The 21,612-nt window shown below is 40.5% G+C and carries 13 protein-coding genes, 2 tRNA genes, 1 rRNA gene and 4 other annotated features; of the genes, 11 read left to right on the top strand and 5 right to left on the bottom strand.

The window, feature by feature from the left end:
• Positions 1-110: a sequence feature (23S ribosomal RNA rRNA prediction is too short), on the top strand.
• Positions 111-126: 16 nt separating this feature from the next.
• Positions 127-570, top strand: a sequence feature (23S ribosomal RNA rRNA prediction is too short).
• An 11-nt stretch (positions 571-581) separates the two neighbouring features.
• Positions 582-1,270, top strand: a sequence feature (23S ribosomal RNA rRNA prediction is too short).
• 1 nt (position 1,271) lies between these two features.
• Positions 1,272-2,117, top strand: a sequence feature (23S ribosomal RNA rRNA prediction is too short).
• 263 nt (positions 2,118-2,380) lie between these two features.
• A 5S ribosomal RNA gene (gene rrf / locus GILLI_RS08085) occupies positions 2,381-2,490 on the top strand.
• Positions 2,491-2,604: 114 nt separating this feature from the next.
• Here rrf and GILLI_RS08080 read toward each other — a convergent pair.
• The 3 genes from GILLI_RS08080 to GILLI_RS08070 all read right to left on the bottom strand — a co-directional run bounded on the left by GILLI_RS08080 (position 2,605) and on the right by GILLI_RS08070 (position 10,110).
• On the bottom strand, positions 2,605-4,065 hold the full coding sequence (locus GILLI_RS08080) for a glutamate synthase subunit beta (protein WP_006988608.1): 1,461 nt from the start codon (positions 4,063-4,065) through the stop codon (positions 2,605-2,607).
• A 2-nt stretch (positions 4,066-4,067) separates the two neighbouring features.
• Complete coding sequence (gltB, locus tag GILLI_RS08075; protein WP_006988607.1) at positions 4,068-8,597, bottom strand: glutamate synthase large subunit; 4,530 nt, start codon at positions 8,595-8,597, stop codon at positions 4,068-4,070.
• A 370-nt stretch (positions 8,598-8,967) separates the two neighbouring features.
• The gene (locus tag GILLI_RS08070; RefSeq protein ID WP_006988606.1) at positions 8,968-10,110 is read right to left on the bottom strand and encodes an acyl-CoA dehydrogenase family protein; all 1,143 of its coding nucleotides are present in this window, start codon (positions 10,108-10,110) and stop codon (positions 8,968-8,970) included.
• A 92-nt stretch (positions 10,111-10,202) separates the two neighbouring features.
• On the opposite strand from GILLI_RS08070, the gene GILLI_RS08065 reads away from it, so the two are divergent.
• The 9 genes from GILLI_RS08065 (at position 10,203) to GILLI_RS08025 (ending at position 16,839) form a co-directional block, all read left to right on the top strand.
• A complete protein-coding gene (locus tag GILLI_RS08065; RefSeq protein WP_006988605.1) occupies positions 10,203-11,270 on the top strand; it encodes an anhydro-N-acetylmuramic acid kinase in 1,068 nt (355 codons plus the stop codon).
• Between the two features lie 11 nt (positions 11,271-11,281).
• Positions 11,282-11,857: a CPBP family intramembrane glutamic endopeptidase gene (locus GILLI_RS08060; protein WP_006988604.1), complete on the top strand. Its 576-nt coding sequence runs from the start codon at positions 11,282-11,284 to the stop codon at positions 11,855-11,857.
• A 121-nt stretch (positions 11,858-11,978) separates the two neighbouring features.
• A complete protein-coding gene (locus GILLI_RS08055) occupies positions 11,979-13,205 on the top strand; it encodes a Glu/Leu/Phe/Val dehydrogenase dimerization domain-containing protein (RefSeq protein WP_006988603.1) in 1,227 nt (408 codons plus the stop codon).
• Between the two features lie 60 nt (positions 13,206-13,265).
• Positions 13,266-13,967, top strand: coding sequence for a MotA/TolQ/ExbB proton channel family protein (locus tag GILLI_RS08050; RefSeq protein WP_006988602.1), 702 nt, complete (start codon positions 13,266-13,268; stop codon positions 13,965-13,967).
• Position 13,968: 1 nt separating this feature from the next.
• Entirely contained in the window at positions 13,969-14,370 is a 402-nt protein-coding gene (locus GILLI_RS08045) for an ExbD/TolR family protein (protein WP_006988601.1), read from the top strand.
• 19 nt (positions 14,371-14,389) lie between these two features.
• Entirely contained in the window at positions 14,390-15,208 is an 819-nt protein-coding gene (locus tag GILLI_RS08040) for an energy transducer TonB (protein ID WP_006988600.1), read from the top strand.
• On the top strand, positions 15,208-16,428 hold the full coding sequence (locus tag GILLI_RS08035; RefSeq protein WP_006988599.1) for a bifunctional folylpolyglutamate synthase/dihydrofolate synthase: 1,221 nt from the start codon (positions 15,208-15,210) through the stop codon (positions 16,426-16,428). Before GILLI_RS08040 ends, GILLI_RS08035 begins: the two co-directional genes overlap by 1 nt.
• Positions 16,429-16,497: 69 nt before the next feature.
• Positions 16,498-16,572 (top strand) — tRNA-Val (locus GILLI_RS08030).
• Between the two features lie 192 nt (positions 16,573-16,764).
• Positions 16,765-16,839 (top strand) — tRNA-Val (locus tag GILLI_RS08025).
• Between the two features lie 76 nt (positions 16,840-16,915).
• Here the strand turns inward: GILLI_RS08025 and GILLI_RS08020 are convergent.
• Both GILLI_RS08020 and gldJ read right to left on the bottom strand, forming a co-directional pair.
• A complete protein-coding gene (locus GILLI_RS08020) occupies positions 16,916-18,199 on the bottom strand; it encodes a UDP-N-acetylmuramoyl-tripeptide--D-alanyl-D-alanine ligase (RefSeq protein ID WP_006988598.1) in 1,284 nt (427 codons plus the stop codon).
• A 170-nt stretch (positions 18,200-18,369) separates the two neighbouring features.
• Positions 18,370-20,037, bottom strand: a complete 1,668-nt coding sequence (gldJ, locus tag GILLI_RS08015) for a gliding motility lipoprotein GldJ (protein WP_006988597.1) — start codon at positions 20,035-20,037, stop codon at positions 18,370-18,372.
• Between the two features lie 348 nt (positions 20,038-20,385).
• Between gldJ and porV the strand changes: the two genes are divergently transcribed.
• Complete coding sequence (gene porV / locus GILLI_RS08010; RefSeq protein ID WP_006988596.1) at positions 20,386-21,543, top strand: type IX secretion system outer membrane channel protein PorV; 1,158 nt, start codon at positions 20,386-20,388, stop codon at positions 21,541-21,543.
• The last annotated feature ends 69 nt before the right edge of the window (positions 21,544-21,612 follow it).

Here is a 21,612-nt window from a genome sequence, read left to right as displayed (position 1 = left end):
GATCTACCCTTGGGCAGGTTGAAGCTGTGGTAACACATAGTGGAGGACCGAACCCGTTGACGTTGAAAAGTCTTGGGATGACCTGAGGGTAGGGGTGAAAGGCCAATCAAACTCGGAAATAGCTCGTACTCCCCGAAATGCATTTAGGTGCAGCGTTGATTTAAAGTTTTATAGAGGTAGAGCTACTGATTGGATGCGGGGGCTTCACCGCCTACCAATTCCTGACAAACTCCGAATGCTATAAAATGTTGATCAGCAGTGAGGGCATGGGTGCTAAGGTCCATGTCCGAGAGGGAAAGAACCCAGACCATCAGCTAAGGTCCCCAAATGTATATTAAGTTGAAGAAACGCGGTTGAACTGCCCAGACAGCTAGGATGTTGGCTTGGAAGCAGCCATTCATTTAAAGAGTGCGTAACAGCTCACTAGTCGAGCGGTTCGGCATGGATAATAATCGGGCATAAATATACTACCGAAGCTATGGATTTCATATTTAAGTATATGGAGTGGTAGGGGAGCATTGTAATGGGGTTGAAGGTGTGCTGTCAGGCATGCTGGACTAATTACAAAAGAAAATGTAGGCATAAGTAACGATAATGCGGGCGAGAAACCCGCACACCGAAAGACTAAGGTTTCCTCAGCTATGCTAATCAGCTGAGGGTTAGTCGGGACCTAAGGCGACCCCGAATGGGTTAGTCGATGGACAACAGATTAATAGTTCTGTACCTGCCCCACGATAAAAGTGACGGAGGCGAAAAGTTAGTGCGTACTGACGGAATAGTACGTTGAAGCCAGTGGTAACACGGCAATAGTACACAAAAGCTTCGGCCGGCGTGATAATCTAGCAAATCGACTTCCAAGAAAAGCGAGTGGTGGCAGCCCGTACCGTAAACCGACACAGGTAGTTGGGATGAGAATTCTAAGGTGCTCGAGAGATTCATGGCTAAGGAACTAGGCAAAATAGACCCGTAACTTCGGGAGAAGGGTCGCCCATCTTCGGATGGGCCGCAGTGAAGAGGTCCAGGCGACTGTTTATCAAAAACACAGGGCTCTGCTAAATCGAAAGATGATGTATAGGGCCTGACACCTGCCCGGTGCTGGAAGGTTAAGAGGAGATGTTAGCTTCGGCGAGGCATTGAATTGAAGCCCCAGTAAACGGCGGCCGTAACTATAACGGTCCTAAGGTAGCGAAATTCCTTGTCGGGTAAGTTCCGACCTGCACGAATGGTGCAACGATCTGGACACTGTCTCAGCCATGAGCTCGGTGAAATTGTAGTATCGGTGAAGATGCCGATTACCCGCTGTGGGACGAAAAGACCCCGTGCACCTTTACTATAGCTTAGTATTGACTTTGGACAAGTGATGTGTAGGATAGGTGGGAGACGTTGAAGCAGCATCGCCAGGTGTTGTGGAGTCATTGTTGAAATACCACCCTTTACTTGTTTGAAGCCTAACCCCTGAACAAGGGGGACAATGCTTGGTGGGTAGTTTGACTGGGGTGGTCGCCTCCAAAAGAGTAACGGAGGCTTCTAAAGGTTCCCTCAGCACGCTTGGTAACCGTGCGTAGAGTGCAATGGCAAAAGGGAGCTTGACTGAGAGACATACAGGTCGATCAGGTACGAAAGTAGAGCATAGTGATCCGGTGGTTCCGCATGGAAGGGCCATCGCTCAAAGGATAAAAGGTACGCCGGGGATAACAGGCTGATCTCCCCCAAGAGCTCACATCGACGGGGGGGTTTGGCACCTCGATGTCGGCTCGTCACATCCTGGGGCTGGAGAAGGTCCCAAGGGTTGGGCTGTTCGCCCATTAAAGTGGCACGCGAGCTGGGTTCAGAACGTCGTGAGACAGTTCGGTCTCTATCTACAGTGGGCGTTAGAAATTTGAGTGGATCTGACTCTAGTACGAGAGGACCGAGTTGGACTGACCTCTGGTGCACCAGTTGTTCCGCCAGGAGCATTGCTGGGTAGCTACGTCGGGAAGGGATAAGCGCTGAAAGCATATAAGCGCGAAACCCACCACAAGATGAGATTTCTTTAAAGGATCGTGGGAGACTACCACGTTGATAGGTCACAGGTGTAAAGGCAGTAATGTCATAGCCGAGTGATACTAATAATCCGTAAAGCTTAGTGCGGTTCCGGTCTTGCAAGAGACCGGAACGAATACCCTATGTTGTAAAAAGTATTCCCGTACCTCTATATTGTTTATTTCCTGATATGTTAACTTATTAAGCCCCCTCCGGCTCCCCCAAAGGGGGAGAGATCAAAAAGATCTGGAGGCATATGTTCCCCCTTTGGGGGATAGGGGGCCAAGATTTAAGGTGGCCCGCCCCTCGTAGAGGTTCGGGTAAACTATAGCAAGGCTATAGGGAAACACCAACGATTTAAGGTGGCTATAGCATCGGGGCTCACCTCTTCCCATTCCGAACAGAGAAGTTAAGCCCGTTAGCGCAGATGGTACTGCTGTATTGTGGGAGAGTATGTCGCCGCCTTTTTTTTGAAAGACCTTTACTGAAAAGTAAGGGTCTTTTTTTGTTTATACCCGGCACGGTTGCAAATCCGCACCGACTCCGCGTTGTATATTTTAATTGTTATTTATTCAACCTGAGCTAAACAGAAGGTAAATCTCCTTCTCCTTTGGTTGGAAGACTTGTTTTACCCATAAGGAAGATATCAACATGGCGTGCAGCTTCCCTACCTTCTGATATTGCCCATACAATCAATGACTGTCCGCGGCGCATATCTCCAGCGGTAAATATCTTAGGAATGTTTGTTTGATAATCACTTCCGGCTTTTATGTTGGTTCTTGTATCTACCTCCAAACCTAATTGATGGCTCAATGTGGATTCCGGGCCTGTAAATCCCAGGGCAAGTAAAACCAGGTCGCACGGCCATTCTTTTTCCGATCCGGGTATTTCTTTCAATTGGGGCCTACCTCCTTCGGTATGAATCCACTCGATCTCTATAGTTTTAAGCCCTTTTAAATTGCCATCCTCGTCTTTTATAAATTCTCTGGTAGAAATAGACCAGTTTCTTTCAACCCCTTCTTCATGTGAAGAAGTTGTTTTTAAAGTGAACGGCCAGTAGGGCCATGGATTTTCAATACTTCTGTTAGATGATGGCATTGGCATAATCTCGAAATTAGTAACCGATTTAGCCCCTTGTCTGTTCGAGGTTCCAACGCAATCTGAACCTGTGTCACCTCCGCCAATTACTATTACGTGTTTGTCTTTGGCCGAAAGTGCTGGTGTAGGTTTCGCAAGACCATCTACGATTTCATTATTTCGCTTAAGAAATTCCATTGCCTGCACCACCCCTTTACTTTCTGCTCCCGGAATGGGCAGGTCTCTTTTTTGGGTAGCTCCTCCACAAAGCACTACTGCATCGAAATCCTTGAGTTTTTCAACCTCGTAATTTATTCCAACATTCGCATTGGTTTCAAAATGAATGCCTTCTTCCATTAATACTGCCAGTCTTCTGTCTATAATTCTTTTTTCCAGTTTAAAATCGGGAATACCATACCTTAATAAACCTCCAATTTTAGTATCACGTTCTAGTACGGTTACTAAATGGCCGACTCTGTTTAACTGTTGTGCTGCCGCTAATCCCGCAGGACCGGAGCCTACCACCGCAACCCTTTTACCTGTCCTGTGTTTTGGTGGATTTGCCTTTATCCAGCCTTCTTTAAAAGCGCGTTCCGGAATGTATTTTTCAATGAGTTCTATCGCAACCGGGGGCTGAATGATACCCAGAACACAAGCCGATTCACAGGGGGCAGGGCATAACCTTCCGGTAAATTCCGGAAAATTGTTGGTAGCATGAAGAATATCGGAGGCTTTTTTCCACTCGTTTTTAGACACCGCAGTATTAAAATCGGGAATTAAATTTCCCAATGGGCAACCGCTATGGCAAAACGGAATCCCACAATCCATGCAGCGACTTCCCTGTTTTTTTAATTCGGTATTACCTGGGTCTTTATTAAATTCATTGTAGTTTTTTACGCGGATTTCAACAGCATCAGTTTCTTCATCCTTTCTGTCATATTCTAAAAATCCTTTTAAATTATCCATTATTATGCTGTTTTTAATTCAATTTCTTTTCTTTTTAATCTTTCTTCTTCCAGTTGGTTCAAGGCCTTCTTATATTCAACAGGCATCACCTTTGTGAATTTACCGGAATTTTCTTCCCAGTTATCGAGTATTTCTTTGGCGATACCACTTTCGGTATACCTGTAATGATTTTCTATAAGGTTTTTCAATTCCACCTGATCTTTTTCAGAAGGTTTTTCGAGTTCGATCATTTCCATATTGAAATTGTTCCTGTCAAGTGAACTTTCCGTATTGTAGATGTATGCGATACCTCCGCTCATTCCAGCTGCAAAATTTCTACCTGTTTTACCAAGGATTACTGCGATTCCTCCGGTCATATACTCACACCCGTGGTCACCAATTCCTTCAATTACCGCTTTCGCACCAGAATTTCTTACGCAGAAACGTTCTCCACCTATTCCATTGATATATGCTTCCCCATTGGTGGCGCCGTACAATGCCACATTGCCAATGATTACGTTTTCGTTGGATTTGAAGGTTGCCAGTTTTGGTTTTTGGACGGCCAGTATGGCACCGCTTAAGCCTTTTCCAAAATAATCGTTGGTATTTCCTTCAACCTTCAGCACAAGTCCTTTTGTAGAAAAAGCCCCGAAACTTTGCCCGGCAGATCCGTTGAAATTTAATTGAAGGGTGCCTTCCGGTAAGCCTTTTTCACCATGGATCTTGGTGATCTCATTGCTTATTATGGCGCCGGTGGTTCGGTTTGTATTGTTGATAGGGAAGTAAAGGTTCATCTTTTCCTTCCTGTATATCGACGGATGCGCCTTTCTTAAAATTTCAAAATCCAGGACATTATCCAGATGATGGTCTTGTTTTTCGGTATTGTAAAAAGTCATGTTTTCATCTACTTTCGGCTTATAAAGAATTTTTGAAAGATCTATTCCCTGTGCTTTGTAATGGTCAATAGCTCTGTTCATCTCCAGTTTCTGACTTTGTCCAACCATTTCATTTAGATTTCTGAAACCGAGGTCGGCCATGATCTGTCTTAACTCCTGGGCTACGAAATACATGAAGTTAATCACATTTTCCGGGGTACCCTTGAAGTTTTTCCGTAATTCAGGATCCTGGGTGGCAATCCCAACGGGGCAGGTATTTAAATGACAGGCGCGCATCATAATGCAACCTGAGGCTACCAACGGTGCTGTTGAAAAGCCGAATTCTTCAGCTCCAAGTAAACAGGCTACGGCAACATCTCTCCCGGTTTTAAGCTGTCCGTCGCATTCTACTACGATCCTGCTTCTTAGATCATTCAATAATAATGTTTGCTGAACTTCTGCTATTCCAAGTTCCCAGGGTAATCCGGCATGTTTCAGGGAAGTTAGCGGCGAAGCTCCTGTGCCTCCATCGTACCCTGAAATAAGAACCACATCGGCTTTGGCTTTTGCAACCCCTGCAGCAATGGTTCCTACACCAACTTTTGATACCAGTTTTACGTTAATTCTGGCTTCTCTGTTCGCATTCTTTAGATCGAATATAAGCTGTGCAAGATCTTCAATGGAATAAATGTCGTGATGTGGAGGAGGAGAAATAAGACCTACATACGGAGTGGAATTCCTGATGCGGGCAATATCATGATTTACCTTGGGACCGGGTAATTGACCTCCTTCTCCGGGTTTTGCTCCCTGGGCCATCTTTATCTGGATTTCTGCCGCATTGGTAAGATACTCGATGGATACCCCAAATCTTCCTGATGCAACCTGCTTTATAGCTGAATTCCTCCAGTTTCCATCGGTGCTTTTATGAAAACGACTGGGATCTTCTCCACCTTCGCCCGAATTGCTTTTACCGTGTATCCGGTTCATTGCAACTGCCAGATTCTCGTGCGCTTCTTTACTGATAGCTCCTAATGACATGGCGCCTGTCTTGAATCGTTTTACGATCTCTGTCCAGGGCTCCACCTCTTCCAAAGGAATTGGATTAAGATCTTTAAATTTGAACATTCCCCTTATGGTCATAAGGTTTTCATTTTGGTTATTTATAAGATTGGCATATTCAGCATAACTTTCAGAATTGTTCTGTATGACCGCTTGCTGAAGTTTTGCAACACTTGCAGGATTAAACATGTGTTTTTCTCCATTTCTTCTCCAGCGATATTCCCCGCCAATTTCAAGATCCAGATCTGTTTCAGTTTCTGTATCTGGGGCAAGGAATGCTTTTTCGTGACGTTTTTGAATTTCCTTTTCTACTTCATATAATCCAATTCCTTCAATACGGGTTGATGTATTGGAAAAATATTTATCGACAAACTTTTTATTGAGACCAAGTATTTCAAAAATCTGTGCTCCCCGGTAAGAATGCAGGGTTGAAATACCAATTTTGTTCATGATTTTAAGAATTCCTTTACCTATAGCAGTATTGAAATTTTCAACAGCTTCTTCAGCATCAAAGATTTCAATTTCCTTTTCGGCCACCAGTTTATGAATAATTTCATTAACCATATATGGATTTACGGCACTTGCACCATATCCAAACAGCAATGCAAAATGATGCGGCTCCCGGGGTTCTGCAGATTCTATTACTATTCCAAAAGAAGATCTCCGGTTGTGTTTCTTTACCCCGTGATGTACAAATGAACACGCCAAAATAGATGGAATAGGTGCAAGTTTAGGATTTACATTTCTGTCTGAAAGAATTATAATATTGCATGAATCATCCACCGCAGCATTAATTTCGGTTATCATTTCATCAAGACGGGCTTCCAGTCCGTTAAGACCTTTTTCAATCTCATATAATATTGAAATGGATTTGGTTTTAAATCCGGGCTGATCTATATATTTTATTTTATCCAGATCTTCATTGGAAATAACCGGATTTTGAATGCGTAACTTTTTACATTGCAGAGGAGAAATATTGAAAATATTCCGGTCTTCTCCAATTGAAAGGCTAATATCTGTCACGATTTCTTCCCTAATCCCGTCCAGGGGAGGGTTGGTTACCTGTGCAAATAATTGCTTAAAATAGTTGAAGAGCAATTGAGGTTTATCTGAAAGTACGGCAAGCGGAGTGTCAGCTCCCATGGAGCCTATTGCTTCTTTTCCCTGCGTTGCCATTGGAGTAATTATAGTTGCGATATCTTCCAGGGTATAACCAAAAAGCCGTTGACGTGTTTTAAAATTTATTTTCTCGACCGGGGTTTTATTTCCTGTATACGGAACTTTAGAAAGCGGGAGCAAATGTTCATCGAGCCATTCCCGGTATGGAAGCCGGTTTACAATCTTGGTTTTTAATTCTTCATCTCCAATAATCCTACCTTCATTCATGTCTACCAGGAACATTCTACCCGGTTCCAACCGACCATGAAGGTCTACATTTTCTGGTGCAATATCCATAACTCCGGTCTCGGAGGCCATTACCACATATCCATCTTTAGTTAGGGTATATCTTGATGGCCTTAAGCCATTTCTGTCTAAAAGTGCGCCGATGTAATTTCCATCTGTAAAAGGAATGGAAGCCGGTCCGTCCCAGGGCTCCATAATACAGGCATTGTATTCATAAAAAGCTTTTTTATCATCGCTCATGGAAGGGTTTTTTTCCCAGGCTTCCGGTACCATCATCATAATCGCTTCCGGCAAAGACCTTCCAGTATGTAGAAGAAATTCCAAAACCATATCCATGGACGCGGAATCAGATTTTCCTTCAGCAGTAATAGGAGAGATGGCCTGTAGGGAATCTCCAAAAACAGTGCTGTCAAAAAGTTCTTCCCGGGCCTTCATCCGGCTTAGGTTTCCTCGAAGGGTATTGATCTCACCATTGTGGCACATATATCTAAAGGGTTGTGCCAAATCCCAGGTTGGGAAGGTATTTGTTGAAAATCGTTGATGTACCAACGCAAGTTTTGTAACCACCTGTGGATCGTTCAAATCTGGATAATAGATATTGATATCCTGGGGCATTAGAAGGCCTTTATAAATAATCGTATTGGTGGATAAACTTGGCAAATAAAAGTAATCGGCTTCTGAAAGTTCTGATGCTTCTATTTCATGTTCTGCAATTTTTCGTGCTGCATAAAGCCGGGAATTGAATTCCTCCTTTGTAAGATTTTCATCTCTTCCTATAAAGATCTGCTCAACATAAGGTTCGGTTAATGCAGCGATGCTTCCAAGACAAGATTTATCCACCGGAACAGTTCTCCAGCCAATGATCTTTAGATTTTGATTCCGTATTTTCTCTTCCAACTGCGATTTACAAATTTCCCGCTGGTTTGAGGAGGGTGGAAGAAAAACCATTCCCACGGCATATTCATTGAATTCCGGAAGCTCAAATTCGCACTCCTTTTTAAAGAAATCATGGGGGATTTCTATAAGAATACCTGCTCCATCTCCCGTTCTTCCATCGGCACTAACAGCGCCCCGATGCTCTAATCGAATCAATATATCAAGTGCCTTATGAATTATGTCATTGGTACGCTTTCCTCTTAAATTGCAAATAAATCCTGCTCCACAATTATCATGCTCAAATTCCGGGGAGTAGAGTCCCTGTTGCTTTGGTTTCATACTATTTAATTTAAAATATAATAGCTAAAATATCTAAACACTTGTTAATAACGAAAGGATTATTCATAAATAATGAATTAAATTCAATAATATGATTTTAATTCATATAAAATGATAATTTCATATTTAGATGGATGTATTTTGAGAATTTGATAACGGAGAAAGGGGGGGAAATGAGCAGAAGGATTTCTTTTTAGGGAAATATAATATTGAAACTATCTGTTGGAGAAGTACAAAATAAAGAAGGATTTTGAAGCAGTATGAAATATGCATTTTTTGAGTTAAACATTTTTTGCTGAAAACTCCAGGAAATATTTAAATACAAAAAGCAGCCTTTTGGGGCTGCTTTAGATTTTATTTAAAAAGTATTTTATTTTTTTAAGATGCTCCTTGAAATAACGATTTTCTGGATTTCAGAAGTTCCTTCATAGATCTGAGTGATCTTTGCATCCCGCATAAGACGTTCTACGTGATAATCCTTAACATAACCATTCCCACCGTGAACCTGAACAGCTTCAACCGATACATCCATGGCCACTTTAGAGGCATATAACTTAGCCATAGCTCCCGAAAGGTCGTAATCTCCGCCATTGTCCTTATCCCACGCAGCTTTCATAACCAAATGTCTTGCGGCTGTAATAGAAGTATGCATGTCTGCAAGTTTAAAGGCGATAGCCTGATGGTTGCAAATCTCGGTGCCAAATGCTTTTCTTACCTTGGAATATTCCAATGCCAGTTCATAAGCGCCGGCTGCAATTCCCAAAGCCTGTGCTGCAATTCCTATTCTTCCGCCGGAAAGGGTTTTCATCGCAAATTTGAATCCGAAACCATCTTCTCCTATTCTGTTTTCTTTAGGAACTTTTACATCGTTAAAATGCAACGAGTGTGTATCGCTCCCGCGAATTCCAAGTTTATTTTCCTTGACCCCTATTTCAAAACCGGCCCAACCTTTTTCAACTATAAAAGCATTGATCCCGTGATGTTTTTTCTCCCGGTCGGTTTGAGCGATTACCAGGTAGTAATCGGCTGAATTTCCATTTGTGATCCAGTTTTTTGTACCGTTAAGAATATAATGATCTCCTTTATCTATAGCCGTAGTTTTTTGAGAAGTGGCATCACTACCGGCTTCAGGCTCTGAAAGACAAAAGGCACCCAATTTTTCTCCGGTGGTTAATTTTGTTAAATATTTTTCTTTTTGCGCATCATTGGCGTAGGTATCCAAACCCCAACATACCAAGGAATTATTTACAGACATTACCACAGAGGCCGAAGCATCTATTTTTGAGATCTCTTCCATCGCTAATACGTACGCCACGGTATCCATTCCACCACCGCCATATTGTGGAGAAGCCATCATCCCTAAAAATCCAAGTTCTCCCATTTTTTTGATCTGGGCAGCAGGGAATTCTTGCTTATCATCCCGTTCAATCACACCCTCTAATAATTCACTTTTCGCAAAATCTCTTGCTGCATCACGAATCATTAGATGTTCTTCTGTAAGTTTAAAGTCCATTAAGTATATATTTTTTGAAAAATCAATTTTTTGACAACAAAGATAAGTTTTTGAAGGCTATTATTCAGTAAAGAATAATTATTTTTGAGAATATGAAAAAAAATGAATTTAAGGTACTTGGAGTAATGTCCGGTACCTCTCTGGATGGAATTGACCTGGCATACCTGCATTTCAAAAAGCAGCAGCATTGGGAATTTCAGATATTAACTGCTGAAACCGTTCCCTATACATCAAAATGGAAGAAGGAATTATCACAGGCAATCAATTTCAGTATTGAAGAGTTGAAGGCTCTGGATGAAAACTACACCACTTACCTGGCGGGAGTTATATCAGAATTTATTAAAAAACATGAAATTACAGATTTGGATGCGGTATGTAGCCACGGGCATACCGTAAAACATGAACCCGAAAATGGAATTACACTTCAAATAGGAAACCTTCCGGAACTGGCTATTTTCACAGGACAAAAAGTGATTTGTGATTTTCGTGTTCAGGATGTGGCTTTAGGCGGACAGGGAGCTCCCCTGGTTCCTGTGGGAGATGCATTGCTGTTTCCTCAATACGGGTACTGTTTAAATCTTGGCGGATTTGCCAATGTTTCAACTTCTGTAGGTGGAGAAAGGATAGCCTACGATATTTGTCCTGTGAATACGGTATTGAATTATTATGCTGAAAAACTGGGGTTTGAATATGACAAAGATGGAGATCTAGCAAGATCAGGCCACATAAATCCCGAATTGCTGGAGGAACTGGAAGGCTTATCTTTTTATAAGTTGCCCGCACCCAAATCACTCGGGATAGAATGGGTTAATAAAGAGGTATTTCCTATTCTAAAAAAATATGAAAGTGATATCCCTTCTGTTTTGCGCACATATTGTATGCATATAGCGTTACAAATTTCAAAGGAACTGGGGCGCGATACTGCTACAGAGGTTTTGGTTTCCGGGGGAGGTTGTTTTAATGTTTTTTTAATTCAGCAACTAAAAAAAATGACCACCACCAAACTTGTAGTCCCTGCAATAGAAATAATCAATTTTAAAGAAGCACTCATTTTTGGATTTCTTGGAGTGCTTTGGCTAAGGGGGGAGATCAATATTTTGAGTTCGGTAACCGGAGCAATGCAGGATCATAGCTCGGGGATGCTATATTTACCTTCCTAATAGAGGCCAAAATGACATTAAAACTGCTCTTTTTAGCCTTGTTGTTGCCAGTTTTAGCATTGGTTTTAATTTTAATAGCCACTTTTTTTCTGCAAGATTTTAGTGTTTCTGCAACAACTGATTTAACATATATTATTGTTATTGTTCTGTCAATAAAAATATGCGATGTACATTTCAAGAAAGGAAAATGGTTTTTCGATGCCAAACAAGTACTTACAAGTTTCCTACTGGCTGTTGTCCTATTTGGCTGTTTTTATATAGAAAAGGTACTTATTGGCAACAACACCAAAGGAAGTTTTTCTGGATATCAAATTTTATCTTCAGTGGTAATGGTTCCTATAATGGAAGAGTTTTTCAGTAAAAGAATATTACTGGATAACCTTAAAAAACTATTAAATAATAGGCTTTGGGTTATTTTGATTATCGCGTTTTACTTCTGGATTTTACATTTCCCAACTTTTATAATTACTCATTTTATATTTGGATTGGCAACAGCCTACCTGTATTATACTAATAAGAGCCTTTTTCAGGTGATTCTTATCCATGCGCTTTACAATGCATTAATTGTCTTGTTCAATATTTATTAAAGCGGAATTTGGTCATTAAAAACACAGGTAGGTGAGGAGTGATTTTTATTCCTTAAAATTCCCAATTTATCAGGAAAGGGGGCGGTTAGTTTTTTATATTTGCGGACAAACTGAATAATACATGAAAGAATTACTGAATTTATACGAAAACAAACCACCTGAAATAGTTTTTAACTGGAAAGACCGTGAAACTGAAGCTGAAGGCTGGACTGTTATAAATTCCTTACGGGGTGGTGCTGCTGGCGGGGGAACCCGCATGAGAAAAGGCCTGGACATGAATGAGGTGCTTTCCCTTGCTAAAACCATGGAAGTAAAATTCACCGTTTCCGGCCCGGCTATTGGAGGTGCAAAATCAGGAATCAATTTTGATCCTGCCGATCCAAGGAAAAGAGGCGTTTTAGAGCGCTGGTACAAGGCGGTTGCCCCTTTATTAAAGAGTTATTACGGTACAGGTGGAGACATGAATGTTGATGAAATCAATGAGGTTATTCCAATAACAGAAGAATGTGGGGTATGGCATCCTCAGGAAGGAGTCTTCAATGGTCATTTTCAGCCAAGTGAAGCCGATAAGATCAACCGGATTGGTCAATTGCGACACGGAGTGATCAAAGTTCTGGAAAATTCGCAGTTTTCTCCGGATATAAGCAGAAAATATACGGTTGCCGATATGATAACCGGGTACGGTGTTGCCGAAGCGGTAAAACATTTTTATGATATTTACGGGGGTGACCTCGTTGGGAAAAGAGCGATCGTGCAGGGCTTTGGTAATGTAGGCTCTGCTGCAGCATTTTATCTTTCGCAAATGGGTGTGAAAGTTATAGGTATTATAGACAGAGTTGGCGGATTAATAAATGAAGACGGCTTCTCTTTTGAGGAGATCAAGGATTTGTTTTTGAACAAAGATGGGAATACCTTAAAACACCCCAACCTGATCCCATTTGAAGAAATGAATGAAAAAATTTGGAGTTTAAATGCTGAAATTTTTGCGCCTTGTGCAGGTTCAAGACTGGTGAATCAATCTCAGGTTGAGCAGCTTATAGAAGGCGGACTAGAGGTTATATCAAGCGGAGCAAACGTTCCTTTTTCAGATAAAGAAATCTTTTTTGGTCCTGTAATGGAGCATATAGATGAAAAAGTAAGCGTGATACCAGATTTTATTGCAAATTGTGGGATGGCCCGCGTGTTTGCGTATTTCATGGAGCGCAAGGTTCAAATGACCGATGAGGCAATTTTTAATGATACTTCCATTACTATAAAGAATGCGATTCAAAATACCTTCGATCATAATAGTTCAAAGACAAATATTAGCCGGACTGCATTTGAAATTGCGTTAAAACAGCTTGTATAATATAATTTTTTACAATTAAAAATAGTTTCTCACGTTACACTTAAAAACCTAAATCAATTTATGCTATACTTTTTCCAGCAGGATGACCTGGCACAAACAGCCCTTGAGGTAGAGCCGGTCGTAGAAGAAAAAACCCTTTCGTTGTTTGATTTGATGATGAGTGGTGGCTTGGGCGGCCAGATTATTATCGGTATTTTATTTATTTTACTGTTTGTAGCAGTGTACATTTATTTTGAAAGGCTTTTTGCAATTAAGGCCGCTACGGAAGTAGATCAAAATTTTATGCTGCAAATTAAGGACAGTGTTTTGAACGGGAATATCGAATCGGCTAAGATTAGATGTGCCCAAACAAATTCCCCTGTGGCCCGATTGACCCAAAAAGGGATTTCCAGAATTGGGAGTCCGTTGGAGGATATTAATACGGCTATTGAAAATGCAGGAAGACTGGAAGTGTATAAACTTGAAAAAAATGTGAGCATCCTGGCAACAATTGCAGGTGCTGCACCAATGATTGGGTTCCTTGGAACTGTAATTGGTATGGTTTTAGCATTTCACGCCCTTGCTACAAGTAGTGGTCAGGCGGAAATGGGAGTTCTTGCAGAGGGTATTTATACCGCGATGACAACCACAGTTGCCGGATTAATTGTTGGTATTATAGCCTATATAGGATATAATCATTTAGTTGTGAAAACCGACAAAGTAGTGCATCAAATGGAAGCTACCGCGGTAGATTTCCTTGACCTGCTAAACGAACCTGCTTAATATGAATTTAAGAAGTAGAAATAAAGTTAGCGCCGATTTTAGTATGAGTTCAATGACAGATATTGTTTTCCTGTTATTGATATTCTTTATGCTTACATCTCCGGCGATTACTCCGGAAGCTCTTGATTTAATCCTGCCAAAAGCAAGTGGGAAAACAACCAATGTTCAAAGCTTATCTGTAAGTATCACGAAGGACCTTCAAATTTATATCAATGATGAACGGGTGAGTAGTTCAGCTTTGGAAGGCCTGCTCAAGCAAAAATTGGCGGGTGAGGACGATCCAACGATTATTTTACGCGCTGAAGAAGGTGTGCCAATTGAAAAAGCGGTGAACGTGATGGATATTGCAAATAGAAACAGGTACAAAATAGTACTTGCGGTGAAACCTGAAAAGGTTAATTAAAATTTAGAACCAGAAATAAGTGAGCCTTATAGATACGAAACACGAAAAAAAATCTCTTGCCATCACGGTAACCCTACACGTGTTGCTTATTTTATTGTTGATTTTCTTCGGATTAAAATATCTGGATCCCCCACCGGAAAGAGGAATCGCTATTAATTTTGGAACTTCTGAAGTTGGTTCGGGAGAAAATCAGCCTACAGAGCCGGTTAAATCTGCTCCTAAACCTACCACCAGTCCGGTTGTTTCTCAGCCCAAACCGGTTGTGGAAGAAGTGGTTACCCAGGAAATTGATGAAGCCCCGGTTATTCAAAAGAAAGTAGAAAAAAAACCTGTTGTGCAGCAAAAACCTGTAGAGCCTAAAAAAGTGGAGCCAGTAAAACAACCGGATCCAACTCCCGAAAAATCTACTTCCGATGCTCTTAGCAGTATTTTAAATGGTCCGAGAAGTGACGGAACTGCCTCTGGCGGGGAAGGTAATGACCAGGCCGCCGGCGATAAAGGAAGCAGGGATGGAGATCCCAATGCCAGTTCTTATTATGGAAATGGAATGGGACTAGATGGAGATGGGAATTACAGGTTAGGTGGTAGACGTGCTTTGAATAAAGAACGAATAATTCAGGATTGTAATGAATCTGGTCTTGTAGTTGTTCAAATTGAAGTAAATCAAAGCGGACAGGTTACAAAAGCAATTCCGGGTGTTAAGGGAACTACCAATAACGCTCCTTGTTTGACAGATCCTGCAAGGCGTGCTGCCCTTGCAACAAGATTTAACAGCGATGCCAAAGCTCCTTCCAAGCAGGTGGGAACCATTACCTACAACTTTAAATTGTCTGAATAGTGCCAGATTATTCTCAAACTGTGGAATGGATGTTTCAGCAGTTGCCAATGTATCAGCGAATTGGTGCCGATGCATTCAAAAAAAACCTCACCAATATTCTTGATTTTTCTGAAAAACTGGGCAACCCTCATTTTAATTTTAAAGCGATCCATGTAGCCGGAACCAATGGAAAAGGATCCACCAGTCATATGCTGGCGTCGATATTGCAGGAAGCCGGATATAAAGTGGGTTTGTACACTTCGCCTCATTTAAAGGATTTTAGAGAACGTATACGGATTGATGGGGAAGAAATTCCTGAAGATACCGTGACCCGTTTCATAGATGAAAACAGATCATTTTTAGAGGATCATAAACTTTCCTTTTTTGAAATGACCGTTGGGATGGCTTTCGATCATTTTAGTTGGGAGAAGGTAGATATTGCGGTCGTAGAGGTTGGATTGGGAGGAAGGCTGGATTCTACAAATATTATCACCCCAATCCTTTCTGTAATCACCAATATAGGGATGGACCATGTACAAATGCTTGGGGATACGCTGGAGGAGATCGCATTTGAAAAAGCAGGTATTATCAAACCCGGAATTCCTGTTGTGATTGGAGAAAACCAGTTGGAAACCAAAGTTGTTTTTAGTGAAACTGCGAAGCGATTAAATTCAGAAATTATTTTTGCTGAAGATCTTAATTCTGAAAATTATTTTTCAGACCTCACAGGCGAGTACCAGGTAAAAAACATACAGACGGTTGTAACAACAATTCGGAAATTAAATAATACCGGATTTAATATTTCTGAGGAAAACATTTATAAAGGCCTGCTGAAGGTTAAAAAAAATACAGGATTGCGTGGCCGATGGGATATTTTGCAAGCAAACCCCAAGGTGATATGTGATACAGCTCATAATGCCGAAGGTCTAGTTTATGTGATAAAGCAATTATTAAAAGAGGATTTCAAGAAATTGCGTATAGTTCTTGGAGTTGTTAATGATAAGGATCTGGAAAAAATACTTCCATTGTTCCCAAGAGGGGCAAAATATTATTTTTGTCGTCCAAATGTTCCAAGGGGAATGGATGCTGATTATTTGAGTGATCAGGCATTGAAATTTAAACTCATTGGAAGTGTATATTCTTCAGTGTCAAATGCCTATCTAAAAGCTTTGTCTGAAGCAGAAAAGAATGACGTAATATATGTTGGAGGCAGTACTTTTACCGTTGCAGAAATAATTTAATTTTTTTTTAAATTTTGTTTGTGGTATTCAAAAAGTAGTCTATATTTGCATCCGCAATCAAGCGATAGCGGGCAATTAGCTCAGTTGGTTCAGAGCACCTCGTTTACACCGAGGGGGTCGGGGGTTCGAATCCCTCATTGCCCACCTAAGAAAAAGCTTCCTGAAAAGGGAGCTTTTTTTGTTTGAAGAGTTTTCATAGAAATTTCAGGAATTGATTTCGGGGGTTCCGGATCAAGCATGATTGTTGTGGACCAGGCAAAAATATTGGAGCAATGGCTTTTTTCATTTCAGGAATGATGCTAAATTTTAATATCTTCGTGATATAATAAAATTCTTGGGTGATTAGCTCAGTTGGTTTAGAGCACTACCTCGACAAGGTAGGGGTCGCTGGTTCGAATCCAGTATCACCCACAAAAATTAATTTCTTTCTTGGATTTTCCTTCTTTGATAGTAGTCTCGTAAAATTTTAAATACGTAAACTGTTTTTTTACTCCAAAACATCCAGAATGCGTTCCAGTGCCATTCCCCTTGACCCTTTTACTAAGATATAGGAATTTCCAAAATTGGTTTTTTTTACTTCTTCTGCCAAACGCGAAAAGTTTTCGAATTTTTTCATTTTTTCATTTTGGCACTTTGAATTATTGAAATTGCTTCCAACAAGGAAGACCCTGTTAAAATTCATTGTTTCTACCAGGTTTACTATTTCCTGATGTTCCTTTGCAGAAGTTTCTCCCAATTCAAACATATCGCCCAGAATTACCGTTTTGTTTTCTGCCGGGTATTTATGAAAGCTCTCCAGTGCTGCGGTCATACTGGTAGGATTAGCATTGTAAGCATCCATTAATAAAGTGATAGCTCCCAGTTTCACGATTTGCGACCGATTGTTTTGTGCATTGTAGCAGGCTATCGCATTCGCGATCTCCTCAGCCGGTATTTTAAAATAGAGTCCAATGCAAATTGCAGCGGCAATATTCCTTGAATTGTATGATCCGGTCAAAGTGCTTTTGTAGACGATGTCTTGCTGAATTACCTCTGCTGTTTGCAAATTATCTTTGTATTCCACAACTACATCTGCATTGCCAGAAGTTCCAAAAGAAAATGTGTTTTTATAGGATACGTGATTTTGCTGAATTGGGTCATCTGCATTTAGAAAGAGTAGTTTGCCCTGCGCTTTGACATATTCATAAAGCTCACTTTTAGCTTTTACGACTCCTTCAATGCTTCCAAAACCCTCGAGGTGCGCCTTTCCGAAGTTTGTGATGTAGCCGTAATCCGGTTGAGCAATCCCGCAGAGCCTTTCAATCTCTTTGGCGTGATTTGCGCCCATTTCTATGATGCCGAATTCTGTTGTGCTGTTCATAGACAAAAGGCTAAGCGGGACCCCTATGTGGTTGTTTAAATTGCCTGCAGTGGCAACTGTATTGAATTTCCTTGAAAGAACCAAATTAATAAGTTCCTTGCTGGTGGTTTTCCCATTACTCCCGGTAATTGCCAAAATTGGGATTCCCAAATATTTTCTATGATAACTGGCGAGTTGCTGAAGGGTTTCTAGAACATCAGACACCAGAATGCATTTGTCGTTTTTTAAAAATTCGGGATCATCTAGAACGACATATCCGGCGCCTTTTTCCAGTGCCTGATCAACAAATTTATTTCCGTCGAAATTTTCCCCTTTTAAAGCAAAAAAAAGTTGAGCACTTTTAAGGATACGTGTGTCTGTAGCAATTCCATTACTTTGAAGAAAAAGCTTGTGTAATTTTTCAATTTTCATCAGCTAAAATTATAAAAAAAAGAAACGGTTTAAAAAGTTATGCTTTCGTCTTATATCAAATTTTAAAACCGGAGTTTTAAAATTTGATAGCCTTTTCAATTATTTTCAAACTGAATTCAGCTAAACGAAAACTTTACTTCCTAAACCGTCTTTTACAAGTTTACAAGAATTTAATTTCTTGCTGTTTTATTTTCATTTTTTGATTTAGATCCAACTCTGGACATCGCATTTCTAAATCCAATGTAATCGGTGGCCATATCCTGAGGGAAATATCTTCTTTGTGCAGGATCCAGCCAATAAGCTCTATCTCTCCAGGAGCCTCCTTTATATACTCTTACCTCGTCACTAACAAGGGAGGTTCTTTTTGTTTTATCATTTTCAGGTTTTACATTCCCTAAACTATCTGTTGAAGTTGCAAACTGCGGAGAGTTGTACATCCTTTTTGAAGGGCTGGATATTTCATTGAATGGTTCGTAGTATCTGGAAGAACTTTTGTCACCATCACGAAAATCGCGGTTATCACTTTTATCAAAATTGGTTCTTAAATAGGAATCCATTTCTGTGATAGGAGTCTGAGCTATTTCTCCGGGAAGTGCACGAGCTACAATTTTTCCATTGCTCAAAGTGTCGTAAACAACTCCATCAGGAGCAACAATTTTTACAGTACCATCATCATTAATTTCATTTTTAGTGTAAACATTCCCGCGATAATAGTTAAAATCGTTGAATTCATCATCTACTATAGGTCTGTAAACATCTGCAACCCATTCAGAAACATTACCTGCCATATCATATAATCCAAAATCATTGGCCTGGTAAGATTTCACTTCCGCAGTAATATCGGCACCATCGTCACTCCAACCTGCAATTCCGCCATAATCTCCTGCACCCTGTTTGAAGTTGGCAAGTTGGTCTCCTTGTCTTTTTACATCTCCGGATCTGGTGTATTGTCCATCCCAGGGATATTTTTTTCTTCCGCGGTAAACATTATAGCTTCGTATTCCTACAAGTCCTAATGCCGCATATTCCCATTCGGCTTCAGTTGGAAGTCTGTATTCAGGTAGTAGCACCCCATCTTTTCGCTGGATGTAGATATTCTTGGCTTCTGCACTGTCGGATGCAGTTCCTAGCTTATCTGCATTTTTTCCGCCTCTGGTTATTTCATCATTTCCACCATAAACCTTTGATGGAGCATTTAAATAGGTTTCAGTGTCAAAAGTAGTGGCTGCATCAATATCATTATATCGGGCTCCTTCTTTTATGTATCCTTTGTCCTCCAGCATTAATTCATTCACGCGGTTGGTTCTCCATTTACTGAATTCGGCTGCCTGGATCCAGCTAACCCCTACCACCGGATAATTGGCATAGGCAGGATGTCTCAGGTAATTATTTACCATGGTTTCATTAAATCCTAAACGATTCCTCCACACCAGAGTATCCGGAACTGCACCGTTGTAAATATTTCTATAATTTTCCTGACTGGGAGGAAATACATTTTTCAACCAGTCCAGGTATTCCATATACATCATGTTGGTAACCTCGGTCTCATCCATGTAAAACGACTGAATGTGTTGCTGGGTTGGAGTATTGTTCCAGTCATGCATCACATCATCCTGAACCCGTCCCATAGTGAAGGTTCCACCTTCTACAAAGACAAGGCCTGGCCCTGTTTCCTGTTCCTTATAATCTGTATTGTACTGAAATCCACCGTCTTTGGAATTGATATCCCAACCGGTAGCACGGGAGTTATTTTTGTAATTATTCGATTTGTTACAGCTGAAAAGACTGGCGCCTATAGCGATAGTCAATAGTGTTTTAAAGGCAACATTCGTCCTCATATTATGTTCTCTTTATGTAGTAATTTAGGCTTTGCAATATAGTAATTAACGCCAAAAGTACAAGAATATTTTATTTGTTTCGAAAACATGTAAATACTTAATATTCTTTACGATAAGTGCAGAGGTGATTCGGTTTATCGTCCCTTGGAACTGTAATTAAATTAAAAATTCAGCAAATAACCTGTCTATGGCCGGCGCTAATTGTGAATATATGCAATAATTAAGAAGGATAATAGTTATAAAAGAGTAACTTATTTAAATATTCTGACTAAATTTAGTTGGAATTTGATATGAGATATTCTCTTAACAAGAATAAAAATATATATTTGTTAAACATTAAATAATGTGATGAAAAAAATTACACTTTTAGTCCTTGGGGTTGCCTTATTATCGAATGTTCCGGGGTATACGCAGGAGGAGAGAGATAGGGTTATCACAACCGCAGTTCCATTTTTGTTGATCGCGGCAGATGCACGGGGAGCAGGAATGGGTGATCAGGGGGTTGCAACTTCTGCCGATGCATTTTCACAACAATGGAATCCAGCCAAATTTGCTTTTATAAACAGTAAACAGGGAATAGGCGTTTCCTACACTCCTTATTTAAGCAATATTGTGAATGATATATTTTTAGGAAACCTTACTTATTTTAATAGACTTGATGAGCGAAGCGCATTAGCGGCAAGTTTAAGATTTTTCAGTTTAGGATCTATTGAAACCCAAGGTGGTTTTGAGGAGCAACCTTTGTTGCTTAGTCCAAATGAGCTTACCCTGGACCTTTCTTATTCCTTGCGGTTAAGTGATGATTTTTCCATGGCAGTTGCCGGTAGGTATCTTAGATCTGATCTAAAACTTGCCGTAAATAGTGAAGATGCCACTGCGGCCTCTACTTTTGGAGTTGATATCGCCGCATTTTACCAAACCCAGCCTATAGTATTTTCCAATTTCGACGGAATATTTCGTGCAGGTGCCAATATTTCCAATATTGGGCCAAAAATAAAATATGACGAAGTAGGACAGGAAAATTTCATTCCTACAAATTTAAAAACCGGTGCGGGATTTGAATTTATTTTTGATGTGGACAACAAGTTAGGTACCTACGTAGAATTTAATAAACTGCTTGTGCCAACTCCTCAGGATTTTGACGGGGATGGAGATATAGATCGTGAGGATGAACAAAGATATAATGATATAGGTTCAATTCAGGGAATATTCAAATCTTTTGGAGATGCTCCGGGCGGTTTTGGGGAAGAAATGAGAGAGATTACCTGGGCTTTGGGGGCTGAGTATGTTTTTAGAGAAGCCTTTTCCCTAAGATCAGGATATTTTAATGAGAGCGATACCAAAGGCTCAAGAAAGTTTGTCGCAATAGGTGCGGGATTTAAATATGCTCCGGTGATCATCGATATTTCTTATTTGTTTTCTACCTCTAATGTCGTCAGCCCGCTTGATGGAACTCTAAGATTTGGATTGACATTTAATTTTGGTGAACAATATGCAGATTATTAGTAGGTCTAAGTTATAGTTTCCTACCTTACTTTATTCTATATAAGTCTGAATTCAGGGGGCTGCGAAAAA

The sequence above is a fragment of the Gillisia limnaea DSM 15749 genome, assembly GCF_000243235.1.
Lineage (GTDB): Bacteria > Bacteroidota > Bacteroidia > Flavobacteriales > Flavobacteriaceae > Gillisia > Gillisia limnaea.
Note: the sequence above shows the minus strand (reverse complement) of the source record. Positions and strands in the feature narration are given on the sequence as shown.